This window comes from Halolamina pelagica, assembly GCF_900115675.1.
Classification (GTDB): domain Archaea; phylum Halobacteriota; class Halobacteria; order Halobacteriales; family Haloferacaceae; genus Halolamina; species Halolamina pelagica.
In genome coordinates, this window is the sequence record NZ_FOXI01000023.1 from 1 (window position 1) to 26032 (window position 26032).

Below are 26032 nucleotides of genomic sequence, written 5' to 3' on the forward strand. Positions count from 1 at the left end.
GGGATGATGAAGATGGCGAGTTCGAGATAGATGTCAGACGGGGGCTTCCACGATGACGTGACTAACAATTCAATAGTCCCCCGTTTTTGCGTGTACTGGCCGACCCTATTCCACTGAATGTGGGGTGACTCTGTACAAGATACGCGCCCTGTATCTTGCATACCAGTACAAATATCATATCAATCTGTAATTTTCCGCAGCGGTCAGTCTGCACGGTCGTTGTACCAGATGATTCAGGGGGATGAGGGCGGGAACACGAGTGACGACTTATCATAGAAGTCGGAAGTGAACCCTTGTTTTCACCCCGGTCTCGGCCCGATTACTCCCTGAACCTCGGGTATTTTCTGTAAGGTTGTTATAGAAGGTTGCATGCGATTAGAAGCCACGGCGAAGGAAGACGAGTTCAAGGTCTGGATGACCGACTCGGAACTCGAAGCGCTGCGGCGTGCTGCTGCGAGTCATCGGAACGATCTCATCATCCAACTGGGCGGCTACGTCGGTCTCCGCGCCTTCGAGATTCCCCAAATTTGCCCGAAGCACGTCAAGCGTACTGAGGACGGCGAGCACTACCGCCTCCGCATCCCTGAGGGGAAGGACACCAGCGGGAACGGCGGGAAGCCGCGCGACGCCTACCTGCCTGCTGACGTTGAGAGCGACCTACACCGCTTCCAGAACGCGGAAGACATCGGACGGCACGAACCGCTCGTAGACCTGTCTGAACGCAGTGTGCGCGACATCGTGAAGCGAACAGCACGCCGAGCTGCCGACGAGACCGGCGACGAAGACTTCCGATGCGTCAGCAGCCACGATCTCCGACGACGGTTTGCCCAACGACTTCTTGTGGATCGGCAGATGAATCCCCGCGTCGTGATGCAGGTTGGTGGGTGGGACTCGTTCCAGGCCATCGAACCGTATCTGAATGCACCGACACCTGATGTCGTGAACGATGCCTTCGAGGAGGCCGGTCTCGCATGAGCGAAGACGATGTCGATCCCGAGAACCCCCGCCCGGAAGGACACTACCCACGGTTTCGAGACAACGAGTGGCACTACGTTCCCGACGAGCTGTCTCAGACAATCTCCCTTGGTCCGGCCGGTGACGGTGAGGAGGGCCAAGACTGGGTTCTGACGTACACTCCCGAACGGCGCAACAAGGACGACCGCGAAAAGGTGATAGTCCGGCTGACGCCCCGAGCGCTGCACGAGCTGTACATCGAGACAAAGAACCTCTCAACTGACCAGCGGATGCACGGCCACAGCGCTGAATGTGATTTGTGCGGCAAGCAAGTTGATCTCGACAAGGCGATCCCGAACCCGCGCGGCGAGCCATGTCACAAACATTGCTGGGCGGAATACACAGGCGCACCCGAGTGGTTCGCTGACTACGTATGACCGATGAATCACCGGTGCTACAGCTGCACCACCCAGCCGATAATCGGTTCACGCTCCGATTCATCAGTGACGACAAGCAGGATCGGTCTGAGAAGGCGTCTCAGCTGTCAGAGCAGTCTGATATTGAGATGGCTATTGCTGACGAATCAGTCGGCGGTGAGACGATCTACCTCCTGTACACGCGGACGTTGTTCGATGCGGCGTATCCTGAGTTCGAGACCGAAGAAGATGTTATTGAGTGGTTTGATGCGGAGTTTTCTGAAGGCGATAAGCAGATTCTCTTTGCCATCATCGATATTTTCGACGGGATTCTCACAGAGAAGGAGGAACAAGGAGCGGACTTTGCCACGTACAAGAAGTTGGACTTGGAGAAGATCCCGGACGTGCTGAACCGGGTCGAGTGGCGACAGCTGGTTCCCGATGTAGGTGCCGAGTTACTCTCGTACTTTATTCTCGCTCATCCAATGCCAAACACGAATCACCGGACTGGAATTGGGCTGCTGGATCGGTATCTCACTTCCTATGATGAGGACTTCTCGATGCCGGAAACGGGTGAAGAAGGCCAGTGGTATCAGTGGGTTCGGGAGTTCATTTACGACTCAAAACGCATCCTTACGCTACGGAATCAGCTTCCGTTGTTGAAGTGGGCCCATCAGTACGGGTATGAACGCGTTGAGCGGAAAGAGGGTATCCAGATCAATCTCGTGGAGATTGATGTAGACCGAACTGATCACCGGAGCTACTACACAAATCGTCATCTCGACCGGTCCCGTGAGTTCGTTGAGACCGCTTTGTATGAGGCCGGTGCTACTCACTTGCAGGGAGAAACTGACGATGGAAAACGCGCGTTTGTTGATCGACTGCGAGGAGAGGAGTAGCTAATCAGGGAGGTTAGCGAGCTTACGCCCGATTTCATACGAGTCCTTGCTGAGCTGGGAGCGCTCTCCTGTCTGCTCTTCCAGGACTCGCTTGAACTCTTCAAACTCCATTTCTACTCTAAACTAGGCGCTGACGCCATATGAATGTGGTCATCACCTGCAAAACCGGTTCCCAGGTGACTTACTTGGTATGACCTCGCTCCTCCACTTCGGCGGCTTCGTCCTCATCCACCCTTCGTGCGGATACTTCGTGAAGCTTGGTACATCCTTCTCCAGGGCACCCCGTTAGGGAATCCGTTCTGAGTCGGTCTTCTTCTTCGTCGTAAATCCAACGTAGTGACCAACCGCAGTCTTGGCATTTGTATTCAAACAGTACGGGCATGGGTTACCTCCAGAGAGTGCTTGTCAGTCATTGCTGTGAGTTAGTGCCCGCCCGGGGATTCGAACCCAGAGCACGATCCTCTCCACGGCCTGCTGGCAGCCGGACCCCGACTGTCGCCGTTGGTGGGAGGGAGTTTCACGTGCCGCTCCAGCGACGGGTATGCTCCGGCGCGGACTCGAACCGCGCTACTCCAGACGGAGTCAGACCTCATTGTAGCCACCGTCGTCCGGGAACTCAGTCTGATTCGCCATTGCGTTCTTGACTGTGATGACTATCTACTTATTGTTTGTGCATTCTGCACATCCATTCTAAATGGTTAGAATAGGGTGTTAGAATGCGTATGGGTGGTTACTTTGCACATAGCTCGTGCACACTCAGCATACCCAAGCCGATGGACGAGAGTGATCTACGCCCCGCAGACAAGGCCATTCTTGACGTTCTAACAGAGGGACGTGCAACCAAGGGGCTGATCGTTGACGAGACCGGATACAGCCGCAATACTGTCTACAATCGTCTTGAGGTGCTCCAAGCTGCAGGTCACGTCAAACTCGTGCATGAGCCTACTCGATTATTCGAACTCGTCTCAGATCCCCGTGAAAGCGACTGACTCTGCCTATCGGTGCTTGTATTAACGCCGTTTAGGTGGAGGGAATGATTGTTTACAGGCGGTCGAAGTGAGTGCACCTAGGTTTGACTTCGACACGGTTCACCGGCCCCGAAATCTCATACGTTAGTACTAATTACTAACTGCATGGTTAACCAGATCAAGTCCTCCGGTGAAGACGGGCTCGCACTCCAAGTAACCAAACCTGCTCGATCTGCAGGACTCGTCGATGAAGACGACGAAGGAGAAGCAACGTCTCTCGCCAGGGTACGGGTATTTTCGTTCGATTCGCTCCTCCTGGTGGTCGGTCTGGACACTCTGTCAACAAAGCAGGTGACAGAACTCGTTGTCTCAGCAGCTCAAGACACGAAGAGTATCTATCGGGCAATGGACGCGACTGTACAGATCGCAGGTAATGGATATCAGGTCCAACTTCCACCAGCTGAAGACGCAGGTTTCCACGAAGGCGACCGTGCTCCTTGTCAGGGTGCGCCCGGCATCCTCCTCATCTCAAAGGACGGTGATTCCTCTGTAGGACGTGATGCAAGTCGTCTCGCTGATGACCTCGTCACAATCCGTCGTGAACAAGTAGTCTAAGCATCTGGTCAGATCCATAGTTTCTGTTCTCACTGCGTAGTCAGCAGAGCTGTAAGTGGAAATTGAGCCCGGTTTCGCGGATAGAGCCCTTGGGGTGATGCTGGGAAGATGGCCTTTCAGGAACGCTCGTTACGCCGATGCCGGCGATTCAGACGCATCCCCGAGTGACTTGGTCAACTCAACCTCGATTTTCACCGTGTCGTAGGGGACGAACGGCTGCTTCGCTCCCTCTTCTTCGCGGAAGTGCACGATGCGGTACTCGTTTAGGGTCTGGACGTCGTCGTAGACCTGCCGGATGTCACGGTCGAGGCGGTCGGCAAGGGACCGGATGCTGTCTGCGGGTGCGTCCATCAGGCTCTTCACCAGGTCCAAGCGGCGTGGTGTGAGGATGCGCTGGAGACGGCTGGCATCTTGGAAGTTCACCACGTGTGCAACGTCTTCGCCGTCCTCCCAGCGCGCGGCACGGTCCAGCGCGCTCTCCTTGTGCTCCTCGAACGGCTTCGACGTGATGCGAAGGGTCGAGGGGAATTCAACGTCCTCCGGGGGTTCGTGGGCGTGGTTAGGCGAATTCTTGCTCATGGATGGTTTCAACCTCGTCGAGGAATCGCTGGAGATGGGATCGAAGGTCCTCGAATTCGATTCCTTCGACCTCGCCACGGTAGTGTCGGTGATGGCGGCCGACGCCGTGGGCGTCATTTGCGTTGTCGTACCGGAGGAGTTCTTCGTCAGCTGGGCCGAGGTACTGGAAGCTGTATTTGAGTCCCTCCGGGAACTGATCGCTTTCAGGGACGTCCCAGGCGAGTGCTTCCCAGCGGTCACCGGCTGGGAATTCATCGTCGTCCTCGAAGATCTTCCTAGCTGGCATCCAAGCACCTGCGTTGTCCACATAGGACAACACACCCAACCCTCATAGCCGTTGTGGTAGAATAACATCACCACGATGCCGCAAGGATAGGCAGGCAGTATTATCGCGGTTCCTCGATCTCGGTCAACGCCGCGAAGACGCTGTTGCAACACGCGCCGTTCTCAGTGAATGCGTGGTACTCAAAGTCTGGCTCCCCAAGATACGTGAATGTCACCCACCCGTCTGAAAAATCGCTGATGTCATAGTACTCCTCGTCAAGCCACCGTCCAATCTCAAAGCCTTGCGTTATCTGCTCCTCCTGATACACTGCGAGCACCAAGACTACGTCGTCGTCAACTGCATCACGAGCGGGCCCAAACTTGTTTTTGAGTTTCCTATCAATCGAGTTCGTCGTTCGTGTTCCCATCCCCCACCCGAATCCCCCTTCCAATTCTGCGGCATAATCGGGTTTTGTAACTTCAATCCAGATATCCTGATCGTCGGTGGTGAGTCGAAGGTCAAAATCCTTCGAGTCACCGCCGTCAGAAAGAGTAGCGTTCATTGATACCTGCTCCGAACCGTACTTCTCCCGCAGGTAGTACAGAAGGTATACTTCGGCAAATACGGAATTGATTCGATCCACGTCACCCTTTCTGATTTCGTTCAGCCAATCCAACGTCGGGTCTGATTCAACGTCCACTGCGGTGAGGTACTTGTTTATTAGCTGGAGATCGGGACGTCTGAACTTCCCGAAAAGGTCCTCTCCATTAATCGGTGATTCTCCGAGTAGATCGTTGATGTTCGGATACCCACGCGGTGACGGGATTAGATGCTCGTGAGGGTACTTCGAATCTAACACGCGCTCGATACCGTACGCGTACAGCGTGTATGAGTAGTCTTCGACCGTTGCAGTCGGCTCACTGTCGCGGTGTACTTCGACTACCTCACACCCGAACCGGTGTTCGTACTCGGGTTCTGGTGCGTGAATATGAACGATGTCTCCGACGTCGTAAGGTTCGTCGGAAGGGTCGAACTCAGAAGTCAATTTGATATCCTACCTGAACTCCATCTATCTCACGGACTGTGCTCTGAATCCGTTTCGATGCCAAGCCGGGCTGCTAAGTCTTCCTCGTGTTCAATAGCGAGGGCAACGACGGCTTCCATGAAATCCGCGTGCTTCTCGATCCCTCCTTCACCGGCGACTTTCGACCGCCCATCCAGCTGCTCGTACAGTGAGTTCAACTGATTTGCTTTCGCCTCAGGGAGATACATCGGGACTTGACGGCGGTTCCGGGTTGAGTCCGGACTCGGATCTGGACCCGGTTTCTCACTGGAACTAGCCTCACTATCTGAATAACCCGTATTATCCGGGTTACTCGAATTATTCAGGTTACTTGTATCACTCGTGTTGTCCGTAGAGTCCGAGTCACCCTCATTATCTGGTCGCCGGTCGTCGAAACGCTGCCCGAGCTCGTCCTTTGGATCGCTCATGAGAGGTCCTCCACGTGTGCTGCGATTGCATCGTACTTATCGCGTAGTGCCTCTGCCTTGTCTGCGTCCCACGAATAACCCGCATCGTCCGGGTTATACGCGAACACCGATGTTCGGTACTCGATGGCGTGTTCAACGACAGCCCAGTCCGGAATCTCGAAGACGTAATCCTCACCGAACGTGCTGACAAACCAGTTCTGCATTTCACTACTCACACCATCACGGCCGACTTCGTTGAGAACAGCTGCGACGGTCGAGATGTTGACATCGTCGAACTTGTCCTCCAAGGTGTCGATCTCATCAAACAGGATTTCGAGAGAGTCTTTCGCAATCGTGTTCGCGTGACTCGGGAATAGAACGTTCTCAGCAGCAAGCAGCGCCCCGTCAGCGAGCGGTCCGAGGTTCGGTGGGGAGTCGATCACAACGTAGTCGTAGTCTACTGTGAGGCGGTCGAGTGCGAGTTTGAGGGCCTCAACCCCACGGGCTTCTGAGTACAGGTGCTTCTCCAGCCTGAAGTTTCGTAAATGGGATGGGACTATATCGAACTCATCACCGGAAATGATCAGCTCGTCAAGATCGTCCAAAGTGAGCTGCCCCATCTCAGAGAGGACATCGTAGAGCGCGTACTCGCCTTCCCGGTACTGTTCACGATGTCCGAGTTTGAGTGTGAGCCCGCCCTGGGGATCAGCATCAACAGCCAGGACGTCGTGACCTCTGTTGGCCAGAGCCCCGGCAAGATTGATGCTGGTCGTCGTTTTTCCCACTCCTCCTTTCTGCATTCCGACGTCGATCCTCACGCTACCACCTCTTGCATATTCCGTATAATACGGGTTTCACGGACCATTCGGGTGTTGCATGTATCTCGAATAATATAAAGCTCCGTCAGACAACGCCTGTTTCGCGTACGGAGACTCACCGATAACCTGTCCGCTTACCGGTACCGTTCTGGCGGGTAGAAGACGATGTGTACTGTCGATCCGAGGCTGTACCACGATTTCGGGAGCACAGACACTTCCAGACCCCATTCAGCGGCGAATTCGAACAGGTCGAACCACATGTTGTAGGGTGGTTCCTCGGCATCGAGGCGTTCGATGTTCCCTGGGTAGACATGCATGGAGTACACGGCTGGTTCGCCGTCATCGAGCCAGAGTGTCGCGTGATCACTTGCTGGCGGCTTGTGAGGCGGCCCCTCCGGATCATCATCGGCTTGTAAGGGTGAGTGAGGGCATTCGTCGTCGCCCGCGATAAGGCGGCGAATACAGGCCGTCTCAGCTGGCTCGTCTACGTCGAAGGCTTCGACGAACGCGTCGCGTTGGTATTCCCCCAGGATTGCGCCGAGTGCACGCCAGATATCGTTCCAGGCTGGGTCTTCAGGCTCGTGATCGAGGTAGTCGTTGATGGCTTCTCGCAGTTGCCGGTGCTCCTCCCACGATGGGACCGGCTCGTTCGGACCGGGTGTTGGACGATCGTCGGTCATTGCTCCCATCCTTCTCCAACAGCAGGGATGACGTTGTCGTAGAGATCGAACTTGTAGATTCCGTCGAGGTACGGCTCACGAACGTCGGATTCGAAGTCTTGGTACTGCCCCTCGATGTACACTGCGTCTTCGGTGTCCTCGTTCTGTTTGTTGTTGTCACCTCGAATCTCCTTTTTCCGGATCGAATCCGGGATGACGCCGTCGTGCAGACCGCTGTTTTCGGGGTTGTGTGCCGAGGAGAAGTAGTGTCGGCACTGGTGGTGCGTGACTTTCTGCTCGGTTTGCAGTCCGTTGTCCCAATGAATCGATCGCCAGTGTATCTCTCCACAGTCTATGCATTCGAATCGACGGCCGGTCTTCTCGCCCGACTTCAGATTCTCCTCAATGACTGCACCTCCACAGTCCGGGCATTCATCTAGACTCTCTTCAGCACTGAAATTCTGAATACTGTCGGAGAAACTGGTTCTAGCCCACATTCTTTGTCGAAGTGCGTTTTTCTGTATTCGTCTCACCTCGTTGCTGCCGCCGATTGCGAATAACGGATGAATATCTTTGTGATGAGTGGGGGGTCGTACGAGCAACCATTCGATGAGTGCTGTTTTCAACTCACTGTCGATCGGGATGATTGACCCGTCCTCTTGTTTGCGTTTGTTACCCACCTTACGAATCTCACCGTCGCCGCTGAATCCCGGTGTATCCTCGTTCGGTATCTCTGTGTCTTCATTGAATCCACCGTAGACCAGGATTGTGTCTGGTTTGTTTCTGATTCGTGGATCAAGCACCACCCCGTGCTGTTCGATTATTTCGTCGAACATCGGGTGGGCAATGTTCACACACCGCAAGTCAATATTGATTTGTTCACCTTTCCTAACACCGTTTTTTAAAGGGAGCAGCCACGCGGCCCGCGAGAACGGGTGGTCGAGCCATTGTAGAAAGTACTGAATTCGGGCGAGCGGGATGTATGGTCGGTCTACTTCCCTACTGTTGTTCTCGCGGAACTCTGAAAGTGGTTTTTTCACGGGGTTCCCGGCAATCGCCTTCTTTTCTTCGAGCATCTTGTAGAACTCATTTAAACCCGATAGTTTGTCCTGAATCGTTGTCGTGTTGATGTCATCAAGGGGTTTCAAGTGGTTGTCTCGGTAGTGTCTGACATCGTCTGCGACTGCGTCTCGAACTCCAACGATCTCGCCCGCCCCGTCATATTGGGGAGCGATTTCGGTGAGGAGGTATTTTTCAAACTCGTGAATATGATGCATTCTCTTCTGTAGATCATGTTCTGTGATGTCTCCTTTTCGCGTTTCCCGGTATTTTTTGATGGGGCGTTTCCGCCATTCGCGGTCTGCTTGGTTGCGGCGATGTTGTCGAGCCTGAGTTTGCTGCCGATCTGTATCGTACTCGTCTGTGTGGTTCTCGTCCGGCGTTTGTCTTTCAGTCATTTTTCACGTAGCCCTCCCCGAATGCTGACTTGATTTTCCCCTGGTCCCACAGCTGCTTCAGCACGGTCTCGATCAGTTCTTCTTGCTCTTCTTTTGTCCCGAATACTTCTTCGCGCAGCTCGTCAACCGTGGCTGCTCGGCTTTCATCACGTGGGAGTGCCGAGAGGATTTGCTGGCTCACGTCACCGTCGAGTGTTTTAATGTCGGTGCCGGGTCGTTCTGACCCATCGGTCTCCATCAGTTGATCTAGGAGTTGGAGGTCGAGTTTGCCTGCGTTGAACAGAAGTCGCCCGGCATTGATCCGCTGCCGGGAGTATTCTGATCGGGATAACCCGAGTTCGTCTGCTTCCTTATCGATTTCATCGATTAATTGATTCGGGGCGGTCCCGAGTCCTTTTCTTCCCATGTTTACCTTTTTTGTGGGCAGTAGTATAAAACTCCGGATAGTTGTTTGAACTCTAGCGACTTCACACACACTTTATTTATATACTCTTAAATAGGGCAAAATTGCAATTTGGAGACTCCATCATGTCAGAACTGGCCTAAGTGCATAGTTTTCGGTGCAAACATGGGTCAGAAGCACCTTACAACCCCATCCTAATCCTTTTCCCTGAGTGGTTGTGAATTATGAAGCAAGAATGGCAATGGACGAGCAGAACATCATTGAAAAGAAGATCAACAGAGATTCCGAGCGAAACCAAATCCTCGAACTAGACACTAGGGGCCGGGTCACGATCCCGTCGTCACTCCGGAGTCGGTACGGCATCGATCCAGAAGACGACAAAGAATACTGGATCGAGCTCTCCATCGACAGCATCGAAGTCCGAGAGCCTGCCAATAGAGGTGACGAGTAGAGCTGGCGCTGGTTGCGGTGAAGGGTCTGGGGCGTAGGGACGTTCCCTCTGGACTTCCGATTGGCCCCAGGGTCCGTGTCTCTTCCTTCACCATCGAGCGCATTAGGAGTTTCGTCCCCCGACGCGACTCGGAAGTAGATTCTCGTGGAAAGACTGATCTGAAGTCTACAAACACTGGAAACCCCACCCCATTACACAATCATTTAAGTCGGTCCGACTCACAAGATGAAGCAACAGCTAGGAAAACGCAACTCACCAGAAGAAGCGGGTGCTTGGACACCTCCTGCTTCTTCCCGAACCGGCTTAAGCGTTTGCCTTCGGAGAGCCGCTGCTCTGTCCCTCTCGCCACTAAGCCGGCAGGTCAGGCGTATCCCAGCTACCGCCAGAGATGCACATCCAAAACCACGCCCACCGCGATAGAAAACATCCCTAGTAACTCCACCACTACGCTATAGCCATGACTCACGAGCACAGTTCCAAACGACAATCCGGGTCCGAAGTTTCCAGGCCTCGTCCCGGATGTCGTTTTGAAGTATCGCTGAAGCGGACCAGCAGAGCCGGTCCTCGCCGTGGACGGAGCGGTATTATCGGGACGCTCCTGTTCATAGTGTGGACGCGAGGGTTCAAATTGGTTTCGGGACCCTCGCATTCTCCGGCTTCCACGCAGTCCGCACCTCTCCACGGACTGCATGCACACGCCTAATCAACAACAAGGAATCCGGAAGGTCGTTCCAGGAGGGAGTCTCTCTACTGCTGGAATCACCATCACCGAGGTCACCCCACAGGTAACGGAGTGGATACCTGATCTCCTCCATAACCTGCTCCCAAGTAGTGTTGAGTCTGTTCGAGGATTCATCCGCGAACAAAACCCCGGGGTGATCGCGCACGAACGATATAACACTGTCCTTCGTCGTCTTCAGGAGGATACCCTGGGGTTCAACCACCGAAGATGGCAATCTACAACGGATCGTTGGAGTGATGCAGAAGCTGAGGCGGTCGAGTATGTGAATTCGCTCGTCGAGTTCGCGGTCAAGTACCACGATGTAGACGAAGACGACCTTGACGAACTCTCAGGTTATCACCGGCAACGATACAAGTCGCTCAAAGACAGCCTCACCACAACCAGTACCGGGCGCGGCCCGCTTAATGCCGGACTTGAAGCCCTCGCCAAAGGACCCGTTCAACTCCATAGCGAACTTGATGACACACCCCAACCCATCACACTCGTACTTGATGGCAAGTCGTGGTCAACACTCGATGACCGTGGGACAGGAGTGCGGGCGCTCGCAGCTATCGCAGCTCTTGGCTCTGCCTTCGACGTCCGCCTAGTTATCTCACCAGCGTTAGACGCCGCGATTGAGCGACGATACCCAGACTGGTACGACGCCCATCTCCGTCTTACTGGCACCCGTGAGACGTCCACTACAGACCTACCGGGTGACGACGGGCAACCATCGCCGGATCAGCTCAAGGCGGCGTGGGAAGCAATACAGGATCTCCCAGAAGAATCAGGGCGACTTCGTCTACTGGGGAACCTCCCCGTTGACGGGACCCGAGATTATCGTGATCTCAAGCAGGATGACGAAATCGACGTGGAATCTGGAACTGTTGGCCGCTACATCCTCGACCTAGAAGAGCTCGGGCTCGTGGACATCGACCGGCGTGGACAATACAACAGTGCATCCCTCACGGACTTAGGTCAGGCTGCTGTTGAGCAGTACGTCACCCCGGACTACAGAGTGATTCACCCGGCCCAATCGACGTTGGAGACGCATCTTACGCCGACCCCTCAGCCCCAAGCAGGTACAGTGTATCCCGCGCAGGTGAACACGAGGGAAGGGGATCAACCTGGGACAGCAGAGGGTTGGTTAGCTGCAACAGGGACTCCTAGTGAAGGAGCAGACTACGTCCAATGGCTCAATGGGCCATCTGGTGTTCTCGATGCCTGGGGTATGCATCAGCGGTATCTTGCTGGACGTCGAGATCGGGGTGTTACCCTAGTTGATGACCGAATCGAGCGTTTTGAGGACGGTCGCGTGTCGTACCTCAGTTGCTTCGACGATGATCTCTTCGTGGCCACTCAGTGGGGTGGCCCCATCCCTACCCTGGGACGTCTTGCGGGAACCTTACTCAGCGACAAGGCACTAAGCAAGGTCCTCACGCCATCACGCCTTGGTTCCGAGTTCGAAGAAATCGATAACTCGGTTGTTGAGAAACTCGATAGAGAAGCCGGGGAAATCATCCGCTGGGGGCATCAGATCGGATGGTTTGGCGAAGACGAAGAAGACTATGACGGCTGGCGTGACCGTATTGGAACTGTCCGCAGTCTGTGTTTGAAACAGGTCGGTGAACTCACGAACAGCGACGACGTCGAAGCTCGAACTGAATTAATCCGTGATCTGCACGGACTTATTGCCTCAGCGACGCAGCTGTACTACGCAGCCGGTGTCGATGTCACAATCAACATCCGAGTCCCTGACACAGGAATGCTCATCAGTGATGACCGTCGTCTCAATGACTTCCTCGACTTCGCTCGTTACACCGTTCCAAAACAGTCGGTGTATGGGATTCACTCCGGGTACAGAATGCTTCTGGAGGACCGACCGGACAAACTGAAACGTCGTCTTCCGTACGACGTGGACGATGCTGACTCGACGATGCACCTGACGGCGTCGTGGGTTTTCTCAGGACCGACGATGACCGATCTCCACGGCGACATCGAGCGTGCCATCGATCAAGAGGCGAACGAACTCCGTGAAGCGATTGCGAACGGACGAGAGTCAACACCAGTGATGGAAATTCCCGTACTGATTGGAAATTCCTATTCCGCGGTCCGTGATCTTGTCGAGGAATACGCTTCGGCGAAGAGCTATCAGGTGGCTCACCAAGGGGATATTCACGAAGGGAAACAGGATCTCGAACGGCTCGTCAGATTGTTCCTCCGTGTCCTTGGAACGGAAGATCGCCCACACCGGGCGTGTCCTCACGACGTGGCTGAGGCTATGCTCCACATTGCCCAATCCACCCAGAGTTACGATTTCCTCACTGTAAGAGACATCTCATACGGACTGTCGAATCTCCCCACGAAACGTCTCTTGCCTGAACTCCCTCCAACAGCGACGAAACTCCTCAAAACACTGCTCAACGCTGATGATCCGATGGGACGCTCTGAAATCATCGATACCGCGGATATCTCAGAGAGTAGTTACGACCGCTACATCAACGAACTTGCTGCTTGGGATATCATTGAACCCCGGGAAATCGAGGGACACCGCCGGTGGGAGGCACACTTAGAGCCGTGGTGGACACCGCAGAGTGATCGGGACGAACCCTTTGCTGACCCCGATCCAGACACGGGTATCTTGTTCGCTGAATTCCCTCGTGATGTTGCCAGTGCGGTGATGTGCCACCTCACCACCCATTACGACTTACCTGACCTCGAAACAACGTACATCGAGGGAATCCGACCAGGTGACGATATCAAGGCTCTCTTCGACGAATACGACCGGCTCAGACGATGGTGGCCATTCATCTGGGGTGCATTTGCCGATTCGGGCGATCTTGAACGAGGCCCATCTGGTACAGCAGCCTCGGACTCTACTGTCGTTCGTCTTGGTCAATCTCCAGGACCTGATGCAGCCCAATCGAGTTTCCAGGACATTTCAGAAACAGCTACCAAAAGAGATCGTCTCAGTCAACCGTCACCAGGGCTAACTAATGACTGACGACAATCGATAACTACGCAATGAATCCTCCACAACCAGCATCTGAACCGTACTCGAAAGGAGATGAAGTAACCGTGTACGTGGGTGAAGACGACCCCGACGTCCGGTACCACGGCGTCAAATGCATCGTCACTGACCGTCTGCAGGATGATCTGAACACTGAGACAGGGCGTGACCGTGACCAGTACCTCTACCGCGTAAAAAGACGGTCAACGGGCGAGGTTCTTCCCATTGATTTCCGGCACGGTGATCTTGTTCCCACGACGCCATTAGAAGAACCCTCTTCAGAAGATGATTATTGACTGCTTCTCGGCTCTAGAGGCCTTCAGAGCAAGTCTTTAAATTCGTTCGACCGTACCTCGATGTTCCTGGAAACACCGCGGTACAGCTGATGGAAGTTCATCTTCTCTGAATAGAAGTTCGGGAAGAAATAGCCATACCCTGGTTTGTCAATAAACAAGACACCAGCTACCCGGTCGAACTTCCGATCTGCGAATAGTCCTTCATCACCACTGCAGATACACGCGTCACCCTCATGTTTCAGATCAAACTTTGGATCATCAGGCTCGACCGCCTTCGAATACGTCGTCCTGCCTGATTCCGGGATATACCCGTTGTCTCGTAGATAGTCTCCCCACACGTTTCGGTGCTGATACACCGTGTCAGAGACTTCCTGATTCTGACCGCCTGTTTTGGTTCCGTGCAGCAGCTGCCGCATATCCTCCGGTTCAAGGAACGAGACATCCGCATCATAGAATAGGAGGAGGGGGCGGCCTCCACGCTGTTTTTTCACTTTGTCTTCGATCTGGTCCACGATACTGTTCTTCGGATCTAATGGAATTCGCTCAGCACCTTCCCACCGAATGATTGACCCGCCACCTCCTGTGTCTTCGAATTCAATCTGAAACCCGTTGTTATTGATTGAGGACGGCAGGTTGGACGTATCGAGATTGACGATCTTGTCCACGATGTCATCGACCAACTGCTCGTTGTGAGCAATCTCGTTTCCTTTGTACGGGATTTTGATAAAATCGTCTTTCAGTGTGATAAGCGCGGTATACTGCGTGTTGTCCAGCTTATCCTCTACCGCCACTCGTACGTTGTCTACCTTGTCCCACGACGTTCTGCTGGCAACTTCGATATCGAGTTCCCCGATATTGAACTCGTAATCCGGCTCACCCTGGGTTCCCTGGACATCGGCAGGGTACGGAGCGAACACCCAGTGCTTCAACGCGACATATGCTTTCATCTCCGCATAGAAGGACTGAAAGTTGGTTTTACTAGTTAGCCGATTTGGGTCTTTCCGTATTTCTTTTGCGGGAGTTTTCTTGGCAAGCGTGTCAATGATTTCGAGGTACTCGGTTCGATCCTGCGCGACTGCTCGCCGAAGCGTGTTTTCCTCGTCGGCATCGGCCATGAAGTTCCGCGGTAGTAGTCCCGCTATGTTCGGGTAGTCGGATTTGAATTGTCCGTATTGCATGGAGTTCTTCTTGATACCAAGATTTGATCCTGTGATTATGAATCGGAGGGATGCGTGAATTCAGAATAGACCTTCTACCCAACACCTTCGAAACACCCTCATCACGTGAAACTGGGTGACTGCGTAGTGGTGAGTTTCCCATACCTTGATAAGAGTAAGGTGGCTTTCAAGTGGTATGGCTCTCCAGCAGATCACCGCGGACGATATCGCGGGCTGGGACTCTCTACAGGACATCGCTGACTCCTTCGAGAAACGCGGGCTGAAACCCCGTCCAAATCTCGGAGAGGACAATGAACTCGTTCTTCAACTCGGTGACGACGAATTCGTCGTAATTGTTAACGCTGGGCCTGGAGAATCAGCCACCGACTTCAAGCCCGACAACCGATCACGACACACGAACCTCGTCGCCACGAACGACTTCGAGGAATTCACTTTCCTAACGCGGATGCGGAGCTGGGAAGGCCAGCAGCACGGCCGCATCAAACACCAGAAGATCTCGTTCAGCAAAGACCAGTTCACGCGCGACAGCGGAGAGAAGAACACCGTTCTGAAGAAGCTCAATTCGATTGAGTACGGTTCTTCCGCTGCAATCTACGACACGCTGTACGACACACAGCAGGTGGTCGAAGAGTTCTATGAAGAGTTCGAGGACCTCCGCACCGATCTCGTTCAGGAGGTATCTGGAGTTCCGGACGACCGTGGTGACGCGAAGCAACGCTATGTGCAGGTCATCCTTGATCGGATGATCTTCCTGTACTTCATCCAAGAGAAGCGTCTGCTGGACCGAAATCCGAACTACCTGCACGAACAGCCCGGCGACGTCGTGGATGACGGTGAAGATCGGTACGAGAACTTCTACCGGCCACTGTTCTTCGACTACCTCGCAGAAGACAAGCAGAACCCCGACTTTGGCAGCCTCCCGTACCTGAACGGTGGGCTATTCGCCAAGAATCCTGTTGAAGAGGACTTCCCGGATGCGAAGCTTGGTGCGTCTGCTGAGGAGACGAACGAACTCTTCGATGACATCCTGGATTTCCTATCCGGATGGAACTGGAACGTGGACGAGCGGCTGGACATCGTTGACCCAAAGAACCTCTCACCCGCGATTCTCGGGCACATCTTCGAGCAGACGGTCAACCAGAAAGAGATGGGCGCATACTACACGCCCGAAGAGATCACCGGCTTCATGTCACGCCGGACAGTCCACCCGTACCTGCTTGATCAACTCAACGACGCTGTTGATGCCGAATACGACGAAATTGACGACGTGTTCGGATTCCCTGGTGTAGAAGCCAGCAGTGGTGAACAGGCGGTCGCCGATGGCGGAACGATGACCCGCCAGGTCCCCACTGAGAACGTGGAGACAGACCACGTCGAAACGCTTTACCACGATGTTCTGAAGGAAGCGCACATCCTTGATCCGGCGGTCGGTAGTGGTGCGTTTCTGCTCGCTTCGCAGGACGTGCTAGTGGACATCTACATGCAGTGCATCGAGTACTTCCAGCAACTCGAACAGGAAGGCAAAGGCTGGGAACTGGACTCTCGTACCCGGGACGAACTGGAGGAGATCAAAGAAGGACAGGGTGGGGCGTCGCTGTACGCGAAGCGCACCGTGATTTTGAACAACCTGTACGGAGTGGATATCGATGAAGGCGCGGTCGAAATCTGCAAGCTCCGCCTCTGGTTGTCGATGGTCGCGGACATCGAGGATGAGCCCAGTGAAGTTGAACCTCTACCGAACATCGACTTCAACATCCGCCAAGGGAACAGCCTGATTGGGTTTACAGATCTGATCGAAACGAGCGAAGGTGGAGACGCAAAGCTATCGAACTTCGGTGGGGGGATTGGCGATAGCGTCCGTGAGAAGTACGAGCAAATCATCGAGGCCACGCAGAATCATAAGCAGGCGGAGACTAGCAAGGAAGCTGCCAACTGGCGACGAATCGCAGAAGAGCGGATAGAACAGTATCGTAGCGACTTGAACGAGAAGATTGTTGAACGGTTCCATCAAGCGGGAGCCGATGGTGTTTCGATGAACGATGTTGAGCGGTACTCGCCATTCCACTGGGTATTGGAGTTCGCCGAAGTCTACTCGCAGGGAGGGTTCAACATCATCATCGGAAACCCCCCGTGGGATGTGCTTACTCCGAACCGCGAGGAATTTTTCTCCCGGTACGACGAGGTGTTCCGGACACGAACGCAAAACGAGAAGGACGAAATCCAAGAGGAACTCCTTGAACGACCTGATGTAGAAAAAGGGTGGAAAGAGTATCAGAATGACTTCGAACTCCGCGCACAATATTACAACAATAGCCCGGACTACACGCTACAAAAGCCCAAAGTAGCGGGAAAAACCGTTGGTAACAACCAGAATGATTTGTCTGCCCTCTTCTTCGAGCGTGCATTCAAATTGGCCCAAGACGACACCCGTGTTGCCCAAATCCTTCCGGGAGTCCTATTCAACGGGTCCACGCAGAAAGACCTCCGAACCCATCTCATCGAATCGACAACGGTTGACTCAATCGTTGGGTTCGAGAACAACGGTATCTTTGACGATCTCCACCAGCAGTACAAGTTTGGTGTTGTCTCGTTTAAAAACTCAGGGCAAACAGACAGTCTTCGTGGAATTTTCCAACAGAAGTCTGTTGACGTGCTTACAAACTTCGATGAAAAGGTAGCAGACATCCCCGCAGAGGTTCTACTTGAATTCTCACCGGAAGCGCGAGTGTTCCCCTACATTACGTCTCAACAGGAAGTGAGCGTTCTCTCGAAAATACTCAATCACCCGTCAATCGGTGAGGATATAGATGGAGCCTGGAAGATAGAGCCGCATACAGAACTCCACTCGTCAAAGGACTCAGAGTATTTCATCGAACAGGAGTCGGAAGCCGATTACCCGATTTATCAAGGTAAGAATATCTACCAGTTCGCTCACGATGATACCTTCATCGACGTAAAGAATCCTGAACTATTCGGCGTAGACAAGGGGTCGGACAAACAGCCTTCTGCCAAGACCCGGCTTCGCAACAAAGGCTACAGAAACCTCAAACGGGAACTCTACTACGCTCTTAACGGAGACAAAACCAGTAAGTCTCAAAAGGCATTCGTCAATGAGACTCTCGAAGACACCCGCGGTGAGCCTCTGTCGGAGGACGATGTTCGTCTCGATAGCAACGAAGAACGTATCGTGTTTAGACAGGTAACAAATTCAACAAATGAACGTACTATGGTTGCATCTCTCCTACCGAAGAATACTCTCTGTGTAGATACCCTAACCACCGTGAAGCCCCAGACAGTTGGTCCCTCTCAGAATGACCTGGAAAAGTCTCCTCTTCATGGAGTCTACAAGCGGCGGTTCACCGACCGCGAGCTCCTAGTTGCATTAGGGCTGCTCAACAGCATTCCATTTGACTTCCTTATGCGGACGAAGGTAGACTCCCATATTGTGATGTATAAGTTGAACGAGTCGCAGATGCCCCGCTTAACGGACGGTGACGACTGGTTTAACTACATCGCGGAACGTGCCGCACGTCTCAATTGTTACGGTGATTCGTTCAAAGAGATGAGGGAGCGGCTTGGTGGTATCTCTCCTGCGACTACTGAGGACGAGCGCAAGAAAATTCAAACAGAGATTGACGCTGCCACGTTCCATGCTTATGGTCTCAATCGGCAAGATACTGAATTCGTTCTTAATGATTTCTACAAAGTATCAAACCCCCGTACCATGACGGACAACTACTTCAAGTCGGTTCTAGAGAAATACGAAAAGTTGGCAGAAGAAGGCCCCTTCAAGTAGGGGAAATATAGAACATCCCTCCTTCCTCGATCTGTTATTACACCCCCAGTACGCCCCAGCACATCAACCGGGCTTGCACCTCACTTTCACCGACCAACTTAGCCTGGTACTCCGTCGATTCCTCCACGTTCTCTTCCAGGAACGTTTCTAACTCTTCTAAGAATTCCACCGGTGGCCAATCTGGGAACGAATCGTACTGGTCGTTATGCCGGAAGGTCTCCCGGAGGATACGATCTTCGTCAGTGTTAGCTAACTTCACGTCCTGTAGGCGCTCTCGGAGGTCTTCGGCCCATTCATCGAGTGTTTCGTGTTCGTCTACAGGAGCAGCCATCTCACCGTGGTTCGGTTGTACGTAGTGTGCGATGAAGTCCAGAATCGTTTCCTGCTCTTTCGAGAAGGAGTCTCCCTGTTTGAATGCACCCTCAACTTGCCCCTCTCGAATCGCTTCCAGACGGTCGTCAAGTACCTCTTGGATTGCCTCCCGGTTGGAGAGCACGTTGTCGGCATTCCCCGTGATCGGTTCTCCGCTCACCTCTGGGTCGATTTTGAGGGTGCCGACCGGACGTTCCTTGACTTCGTCGCTGAACGGCTTGTAGTAGAAGGCCCGCCGCACACGGCCTAGTGGTGATTCGTGGTCGTCGTCATCGAACCAGAGGTGTGCAAGCCCAAACACGCCTGGACGCGGGCCGGAATCATGGTCGGTGATATTCGTGTACAGGCGTTCGCGTTCCTCTGGGGATTCCTCAAAGTAGTCTGCGGCGTACTCGAAGTCGTCTTCTGAGAGCCCGAACTCCTCGTTCAACTCCTTCTTGAGCAGGAACCGCTCGTACGCGGCGTGCTCGTTACTCCCTGCATTTCGAAGGAGTGGGTTCTTACTCGTGTCATCGAGTTCGTTCACGTCTTCGATCTCTCGTGATTTCTGTAGCGAGTCTTCAATCTCGTCCACCTGCAACTCGCCAATCGTCTTCTCTGTCTCTACACCGGTCTTCTCCAGAATCTGATCTTCGTTCGGGTCCAGGATGTTGTTCTCTTTCCCGACGATGAGTGCGATGTCGTTGATCTTCGCTTGTAGCCGCTTCAGGAGTTTAATCGCGGCTTCGATGTCTCCGTCAGGGTAGAAGTTGTGGACGTACTTCTCTTCGGTACTCCCGATCCGGTCGATCCGGCCCACCCGCTGAACGATACGCATGGGATTCCATGGTAAATCGAATGACACTTGGACTGAGACATCCTGAAGATTGACTCCCTCCGATAATGTGTCAGTTGCTATAACATACTGCAGTTCGGATTCCCCGGATTCAGCCAGCGTTTGCTGGTACCCCGAGGCTTCCGGTGCGAACCGCTGAATAACGTCTTGCTTGTTTTCGTCACCGCCTTTGACAACGGCACTATTCGCTTCTGTGAGGGGCGAGTTAGGATCGTTGAGAAGTGTTCGATAGACGTAATCCGCCGTAGCACGGTACTGAGTAAAGACGAGAACCTTCTCGTCATCATACCCATTCAGGACGTCTGCGAGCCGCTCAACCTTCGGGTCACGGAACTCTCGTAACGAGAACACCGCCTCGTAGAACTCCCGCGTCGCCTCATCAATATCACTCAGGTCACTTCGCGGGTAGAGAATTGGATTCAGCTCCTCTTCGGGAACGTCTGGGAGAACACCGGCATTATGATCGTGAAGCCATTGTCGTGTAGACACGGCCCGGTCGCTCACATCGCCAGAGTCCTGAGCAATATCGCCGATGAACTGCGACAGGAAGTACGCTAACAGCGTCAAATCCTCCCGGATGTACGTCTTCACCTCACCAATTGTCGCATCCGCCAATTCGTCCGGACTATCACTCTCCGTATCTTCGTCGGCACGAACTGCGGTCGCATCGAACCCGAACTCTTCCAGCGTCTGTTCAAGATCCTCGGCGGCATCATCTCCTTCTACAAAGTCATCGAGCGTCTCCGATTCTTCGTCGTCTTGAGCAGCACGCAGTACATCGATCTGCTCATCTTCTGGAAGGCCATCGAGAAGGCCGAGAAGTTGCCGTTCACTCCGGTGTAACGTTTCGATGGACTGCACAAACGCATATGTCGAAGATTCCAACCGCTTCAGCAGATTCAGCTTATACAGCGCCTTCAGCGTCCCCCCAGCTTTCGGGTTCTTCACCGTAATATGCGGAAGGTGGAGTGCGTCCATCACGTCTGGCAGCATCCCGTATACTGGCTGGTATGCCGCCGGGAGCGAGTACTGCTCCTTGCTGAGTTTTGGCGGCTTGAAACTCATCTCGAAGTCCTCCTCATCCTGAATTTGGTCTTTGACGTGCTTCCGTGTCCGGAGCACCATCACCTCATTCAGGATCTTCGAGATCTCCTCCGAATGCCGCTGGAGCTGTTCGGTGATCTTCCGCTGCTCCTCTTCGGTGGCCTCCTCCTTCCCCGCAGCGATCTGCTTCCGCGTCTCTGACAACTCAATGTATTCCTCGAAGGCATCGAAGTCCAGCGATGCCTTGTTCCGTAGTTCCTCGGGGCTGGTGAACAGGCTGATGAGGTTCTCCAAGTCGGTCGCAGAGTTGTTGATCGGTGTCGCCGTCAGCATTATCATCGTCTTCCCACGGAGTTGCCGCAGGTTCGCGTGCCGACGCGTTCCTTTGTAGTCGTCTTCGTCGTCGGGGTTCGGCCGCCACTTCCCGTGGTTCCGGAAGCGATGAGCTTCGTCGATTAGGACGACGTCGAATGCGTCTTTGAGGTTCTGAACCTCATCGTACGTGAGGTTCTGGAACTTGCTGATGCTCATCACGTCCAGGTGTGTTCCATCGATTTCGAGCCCGAAGTATGGGTTCCCGTCTTCGTCGGTGTCGTCTTGGAGGAGGTCTTCCCACTGTTCGGTGAGGTTCGCAGGGACGATGAGGAGACAATGATCTCCGCGTTGGCGGTAGTCATGCAGGAGTTCACCGCCGATGAAGGACTTCCCGAGGCCGACCGAGTCGGAGATGATGCAGCCGTTGAACCGAGAGAGTTTCTCCTTCGCGCTCTCGTAGCCGAGTGTCTGGAAGTAGTACAGCGGGCTGTCGCGGATGTTGACGTTTCCGCTTAGTTCGTCGTACGCAAGGAGTTTGTACAACTCGAACGGCTCGATGTACGTCCCCAAGTTATCAGGCGTGTCTTCATCATCCGGCTCGTCTTCTTGTTGGTCCTGCCAATCTTGGTACTTCTCACTATTCTCGATGATCCGGATGATCTCTTCGCTGAAGTCCTCAGCATTCGCCCACTGGTTATCGTACCAGTCTTCGAATGCCTCAGCTTCAGGCCGGTCCTGGCTTGTGAGATTCAGTTCGATGTTGTTCCGGTGACCACTTGCGGTGAAGTTTGAGGATCCAACGATTGTCGCACACGGACGCGTGTCTGTATCGTTGTCAGTTTCCCAGTCGTCATCGTCGTTTGGTGCTCGGAATGATGCTCCTTTGGCGTGGAAATAGCCGTTTTCTGGATTTCGCACACGGACGCTAACCTTGTCTTCGGCTATGAAGTCTCGCAGCCGATCCAACCGGTCTAGCTGTGCGTTGTTGAGCTCCTCAATGCTCTCTTCGACCTCGTCTCTGAGTTCGTCGCGTAGACTCTGTCCTTCCCCGATCTCATCTGCTGTGCTGCGGTTCGTTTGCCGCCCCATCAGGATGCGGATTGGGGCGTGACCAAGTTCGGCTGGGTCAGCGAGCTGTTCGAGGTCTTCGCGGTACAAGTCGAAGCCAGAGAGGTAGAAGTAGCCGGTGGCGATACGTGCCTCTTCGATTTGTGGGATAATTTTCTTGTAGACGTCCTCGACCGTCCGATTAGCGTTATCGACAAGCGGAGGGAGAGAAAGCATCTTGTTACCGAATGTACCCAACACGCTAACTTAGTGTTTAGCTATACCTTGCCGTTCAGTCCTGTATTTTACCCAGGGTGATCTGAGGGCAGGACGAACTTCGCAGGGGATAGAGCGGTGTTGCTAAGTGAGTCTGCTGACTTTTCAAAGAGTAGAATATGACGGAGCTTATCGAGGATCTTCCGGGGGATTGGGAACGGTACCGTGTCTCGGAAGACCCGAATCCGACCTACACTTACCGCCACCAGTACTTGGACGTCGAGGTTAGCGTACTTGCGATGGATGCGGAGGAGATTGACCCTGAACTGGATGCAGAATACAGCTACAGTATTAGTCTTCGGTGGGCAGCTGATTTGGTCGGCGTGGTTGAGGACTTCTTCGATGGCCCAGGAGAGATAACAACCCGAGGTGACGCTAGGGACTGGACACTAGCGTTACTGACGCAGATTGAACAACAATTCGAACCCGGAGATACAGACTACGTTTCCCGGGCTATGAGCGCCACAATGGGTCAGCAGACAACTGGAGAATCATCTAGTCGGGTCTCCGACGCTGAGACCTGCCCTGCCTGTGATGCGCCCTTCTTCCAATTCCGCGGGATGGATACCTACGAGCAGGCTCAGAACCACTTTGCCTATATGGATGATGAAGAGCACGAGGGGTGGGATGTTTCGCTCGAAGAGCGACCATAGTCACGCGTTTGATTAGCACTTTGTACTAACTTACCAACTGCTCGCCGCAGATTAGTTTCACTGTGGTTCGATGACCTATATGGGGTTGCTCGTTCTTGTCCCGGGTAGAGGGTGGTTCAACCCCTCTGTCACACGCTCCCAAGAACCCGGCCTTCACCCGTAGAAGGCTGTATTCCCTCTTTGGTATGCCCCACACTATGAGCTCTCAAGATCCTCGACTTGGAGGGTGTCCACGCTGCGGTGAAGAGATACACCACCGCCACGTCTTGATTGAGTACGAGATGGGAGATGATCCACGATACTGGGCAGAGTGTCCAGGCTGCGGAGACGTTGTAGATCCCGACATATGATACGTCTCTTCAAGCACGTACTCCGCTCGTCAGATTCCCCTGATCCTATAGTGGAGTGCAGACGGTGTGGCACGACTCTGGAGTCCACAGATGTGGATCACTGTCCCGCGTGTGGCAGTTCTGAGGTGGCGAGTTATCGGCTGTGATCTGTTACCTCGTCTGGAAATCGCTGCTGGAACCTTCGTTGTCGCTGAAAACGAGTCGCACGCATCAACGCGGTCATTCTTGGGATGTTGTGTGGAACGTCGTTCCGGCATCGAAGCTTGTGAGGTCGTCAATCCGAGCTTCCAACTCCTCGATTTCCTGCTGAAGCTCTTCGGTGTTCTCGTCCGTGGCAGCAAGCTGGTCTTTCAGCCCTTGTAGCCGGGACTGCTTGGTTTCCTCGTCCACCTCAGCTTTCCGGACATATTCACTCTCCGTGATGTCGTACACGTCAGATTCAGCGAGTTCGGTTACTTCCAATGCTTCATCGACTTTACTGGCATCCACGGTCGTCACACGCTCACGGTCAATCCCCGCGTCTTCTAACAGAGTAAGTACTTCCTCGTCGTCTTTGAGAGCTCGATTCCGGCGTGATGTGCGCTGCACTGAGCCGTATTGGCCGCTGACTGGCTGGTCATGATGGAGCCGATCAAGCAGTACGGCACGTACCTCTTGCCGGAGATCGTTGGCATTCCGCTGGACATCTGAAAGTAACGTGTAGAGGTTCACCAGTGCAGGCGTCTCTGTCGCTTCGAGGTCGGTCGGGTCGTAGCGTTCAAGCGCGTCAATCAGGAGGAGTGCGTCGGCGTAGACTGGAATGTCCGGTTCTTCTCGGTCAGACGTGTCACTAGCCACCTCGTGGGCCTCAACAAGTGGGGAGCTCGTTGGCATCTCTGTTTCTGTCAGCGTCCCATCTCGGTCATCGAGTTCGAACCGGGGATGCAGACTTACGACGGTCGCGTATGGTTCGGCGTCTGCTGGCAGTCGGTCCAACTCGAAGCCAGCGTGGGAGTCTTGTACACGTTGGAATAGTGTTTCAAACTGGTCGCGCTGGAGTGGAGTGGTTCCGTCGTCATCTCGATACGTGATGAGAATCCGGTGTTCCTGTACGTCGGTCAGACGAAAGGGTTTGTGCGATAGTGGCGTGAGAAGTGTCGCATCAGACGGTAACTCCTCAGCGTGATCGAGAAGCGTGTGCCAACGTGCGCTGAACGGCATACGTAGTCTTCATCAGCACGGGCCAAAAGCTCCCGGACGCCTGACGCACTCTTTGAGGGTGTCATAGAAGACTTCTCACACGTAATGAATCGCTCATTACAGGGTCCACACAGGCCGCCACGAGTGACAACCTATCTGTGATCTATTAATATCTCGGTGAAACATGCAGAGGGTGTAGTCAGCACTCAGTTTCTGTTGGTTCACACTGTCTGCTTTGAACCAACTGCTCACTAAGCGAGCGTACCTCGGATTTTGAATTTCGGCGTTACCGGTAAGTTGTTGGAAAACTAAGTCCATCTATGGGGCTATCCTGTTCACAGTGTGACCACGAATTCGATGAACAAGAAGAATTCCAGGCGTTGATTTCTGGCCGCTGTCCAGCTTGTGGAAGTGAATTAGGTCTAGCTGATCAACATGAGCAATATCTTGACCAAGGGAACACCCCATTTAGCTACGACCCCAATCAGGACTTCAAAACGGAGCAGTAAGTAGACACTCTGTACTGACTGGGCTGGACTGCCTCAAACAGACCGAGTCGTTGTGCAAGACTTGCGGTATCCATCTTACACAAACCCAGCTGACAAAGATAGGATATAGCGATCATACCGTGCGTGACTCAGGGTAGCGTTTATTAGTGCTTTCTTTGATTGTAATCAGTATGCTTGTACACCCAATTGCAGAGCCGCCAATTCCTGCTCGACGAGTACCTGACAATTTTCCTGAGGGGCTCCCAGAGATACCGCCAACATACGAGGAAACTTGCCAGTTATTGGAACTTTGGGATAATCTCACAGGTATCGCACGATTAAGATCGGAGCAATGGGAGGACGAGAAAAGGTGCGAATATATGGTCTGGATGTTAGATGATGGACGCCAGTTCAGAGTTATGTGGGATGATGAAGATGGCGAGTTCGAGATAGATGTCAGACGGGGGCTTCCACGATGACGTGACTAACAATTCAATAGTCCCCCGTTTTTGCGTGTA

The 26032-nt window shown here is 53.6% G+C and carries 22 protein-coding genes; 11 read left to right on the forward strand and 11 right to left on the reverse strand.

Features of this window, described 5'->3' with window-relative positions; all coding sequences use genetic code 11:
- Window positions 1-369: 369 nt before the first annotated feature.
- The 4 genes from BMZ83_RS15345 to BMZ83_RS15365 all read left to right on the forward strand — a co-directional run bounded on the left by BMZ83_RS15345 (window position 370) and on the right by BMZ83_RS15365 (window position 3852).
- Window positions 370-975: a site-specific integrase gene (locus BMZ83_RS15345; RefSeq protein WP_074880695.1), complete on the forward strand. Its 606-nt coding sequence runs from the start codon at window positions 370-372 to the stop codon at window positions 973-975.
- Entirely contained in the window at window positions 972-1391 is a 420-nt protein-coding gene (locus BMZ83_RS15350) for a hypothetical protein (RefSeq protein ID WP_074880698.1), read from the forward strand. The genes BMZ83_RS15345 and BMZ83_RS15350 overlap by 4 nt, the downstream gene beginning before the upstream one ends.
- Window positions 1388-2269, forward strand: a complete 882-nt coding sequence (locus BMZ83_RS15355) for a hypothetical protein (RefSeq protein WP_143077017.1) — start codon at window positions 1388-1390, stop codon at window positions 2267-2269. Before BMZ83_RS15350 ends, BMZ83_RS15355 begins: the two co-directional genes overlap by 4 nt.
- Window positions 2270-3402: 1133 nt before the next feature.
- Complete coding sequence (locus tag BMZ83_RS15365; RefSeq protein WP_074880704.1) at window positions 3403-3852, forward strand: hypothetical protein; 450 nt, start codon at window positions 3403-3405, stop codon at window positions 3850-3852.
- A gap of 129 nt (window positions 3853-3981) precedes the next feature.
- On the opposite strand, the gene BMZ83_RS15370 is transcribed toward BMZ83_RS15365, so the two are convergent.
- From BMZ83_RS15370 to BMZ83_RS15405, 8 genes are all read right to left on the reverse strand, one after another.
- The gene (locus BMZ83_RS15370; protein WP_074880706.1) at window positions 3982-4431 is read right to left on the reverse strand and encodes an HVO_A0114 family putative DNA-binding protein; all 450 of its coding nucleotides are present in this window, start codon (window positions 4429-4431) and stop codon (window positions 3982-3984) included.
- Entirely contained in the window at window positions 4412-4717 is a 306-nt protein-coding gene (locus BMZ83_RS17280) for a toxin-antitoxin system TumE family protein (protein WP_074880709.1), read from the reverse strand. Before BMZ83_RS17280 ends, BMZ83_RS15370 begins: the two co-directional genes overlap by 20 nt.
- 100 nt (window positions 4718-4817) lie before the next feature.
- Window positions 4818-5741 (reverse strand): hypothetical protein, encoded by a 924-nt coding sequence (locus tag BMZ83_RS15380; RefSeq protein ID WP_074880712.1) that lies wholly within the window; start codon window positions 5739-5741, stop codon window positions 4818-4820.
- A gap of 29 nt (window positions 5742-5770) precedes the next feature.
- On the reverse strand, window positions 5771-6187 hold the full coding sequence (locus tag BMZ83_RS16595; protein ID WP_143077018.1) for a hypothetical protein: 417 nt from the start codon (window positions 6185-6187) through the stop codon (window positions 5771-5773).
- Window positions 6184-6984, reverse strand: a complete 801-nt coding sequence (locus BMZ83_RS15390) for a ParA family protein (RefSeq protein WP_079990227.1) — start codon at window positions 6982-6984, stop codon at window positions 6184-6186. Before BMZ83_RS15390 ends, BMZ83_RS16595 begins: the two co-directional genes overlap by 4 nt.
- A 134-nt stretch (window positions 6985-7118) precedes the next feature.
- Window positions 7119-7664, reverse strand: a complete 546-nt coding sequence (locus BMZ83_RS15395) for a hypothetical protein (protein ID WP_074880717.1) — start codon at window positions 7662-7664, stop codon at window positions 7119-7121.
- Entirely contained in the window at window positions 7661-9100 is a 1440-nt protein-coding gene (locus tag BMZ83_RS15400) for a hypothetical protein (RefSeq protein ID WP_143077019.1), read from the reverse strand. The genes BMZ83_RS15395 and BMZ83_RS15400 overlap by 4 nt, the downstream gene beginning before the upstream one ends.
- Window positions 9093-9506, reverse strand: a complete 414-nt coding sequence (locus BMZ83_RS15405; protein ID WP_074880722.1) for a hypothetical protein — start codon at window positions 9504-9506, stop codon at window positions 9093-9095. Before BMZ83_RS15405 ends, BMZ83_RS15400 begins: the two co-directional genes overlap by 8 nt.
- A 232-nt stretch (window positions 9507-9738) precedes the next feature.
- On the opposite strand from BMZ83_RS15405, the gene BMZ83_RS15410 reads away from it, so the two are divergent.
- From BMZ83_RS15410 to BMZ83_RS15420, 3 genes are all read left to right on the forward strand, one after another.
- Window positions 9739-9954 carry a division/cell wall cluster transcriptional repressor MraZ gene (locus tag BMZ83_RS15410; RefSeq protein ID WP_074880725.1) on the forward strand — a complete coding sequence of 72 codons (216 nt, stop codon included), beginning with the start codon at window positions 9739-9741 and terminating at the stop codon, window positions 9952-9954.
- Window positions 9955-10643: 689 nt separating this feature from the next.
- Window positions 10644-13679: a plasmid replication protein RepH gene (locus BMZ83_RS15415; RefSeq protein ID WP_074880727.1), complete on the forward strand. Its 3036-nt coding sequence runs from the start codon at window positions 10644-10646 to the stop codon at window positions 13677-13679.
- Between the two features lie 80 nt (window positions 13680-13759).
- Window positions 13760-13981 (forward strand): hypothetical protein, encoded by a 222-nt coding sequence (locus tag BMZ83_RS15420; protein WP_241729604.1) that lies wholly within the window; start codon window positions 13760-13762, stop codon window positions 13979-13981.
- Window positions 13982-14004: 23 nt separating this feature from the next.
- Here BMZ83_RS15420 and BMZ83_RS15425 read toward each other — a convergent pair whose 3' ends face one another.
- Window positions 14005-15096 (reverse strand): hypothetical protein, encoded by a 1092-nt coding sequence (locus BMZ83_RS15425; protein ID WP_074880733.1) that lies wholly within the window; start codon window positions 15094-15096, stop codon window positions 14005-14007.
- A gap of 238 nt (window positions 15097-15334) precedes the next feature.
- On the opposite strand from BMZ83_RS15425, the gene BMZ83_RS15430 reads away from it, so the two are divergent.
- Entirely contained in the window at window positions 15335-18955 is a 3621-nt protein-coding gene (locus BMZ83_RS15430; RefSeq protein WP_074880736.1) for an Eco57I restriction-modification methylase domain-containing protein, read from the forward strand.
- Between the two features lie 37 nt (window positions 18956-18992).
- Here BMZ83_RS15430 and BMZ83_RS15435 read toward each other — a convergent pair whose 3' ends face one another.
- Window positions 18993-22805: a helicase-related protein gene (locus BMZ83_RS15435; RefSeq protein ID WP_074880742.1), complete on the reverse strand. Its 3813-nt coding sequence runs from the start codon at window positions 22803-22805 to the stop codon at window positions 18993-18995.
- 158 nt (window positions 22806-22963) lie between these two features.
- Here BMZ83_RS15435 and BMZ83_RS15440 point away from each other — a divergent pair, with 158 nt between their 5' ends.
- Window positions 22964-23497 carry a hypothetical protein gene (locus tag BMZ83_RS15440; RefSeq protein WP_074880745.1) on the forward strand — a complete coding sequence of 178 codons (534 nt, stop codon included), beginning with the start codon at window positions 22964-22966 and terminating at the stop codon, window positions 23495-23497.
- Window positions 23498-23694: 197 nt separating this feature from the next.
- Window positions 23695-23847 carry a DUF7837 family putative zinc-binding protein gene (locus tag BMZ83_RS17545; RefSeq protein WP_174654706.1) on the forward strand — a complete coding sequence of 51 codons (153 nt, stop codon included), beginning with the start codon at window positions 23695-23697 and terminating at the stop codon, window positions 23845-23847.
- 219 nt (window positions 23848-24066) lie between these two features.
- Here the strand turns inward: BMZ83_RS17545 and BMZ83_RS15445 are convergent, their stop codons facing one another.
- On the reverse strand, window positions 24067-25047 hold the full coding sequence (locus tag BMZ83_RS15445) for a hypothetical protein (protein ID WP_074880748.1): 981 nt from the start codon (window positions 25045-25047) through the stop codon (window positions 24067-24069).
- A gap of 658 nt (window positions 25048-25705) precedes the next feature.
- On the opposite strand from BMZ83_RS15445, the gene BMZ83_RS16600 reads away from it, so the two are divergent.
- Entirely contained in the window at window positions 25706-25993 is a 288-nt protein-coding gene (locus tag BMZ83_RS16600) for a hypothetical protein (RefSeq protein ID WP_143077020.1), read from the forward strand.
- The last annotated feature ends 39 nt before the right edge of the window (window positions 25994-26032 follow it).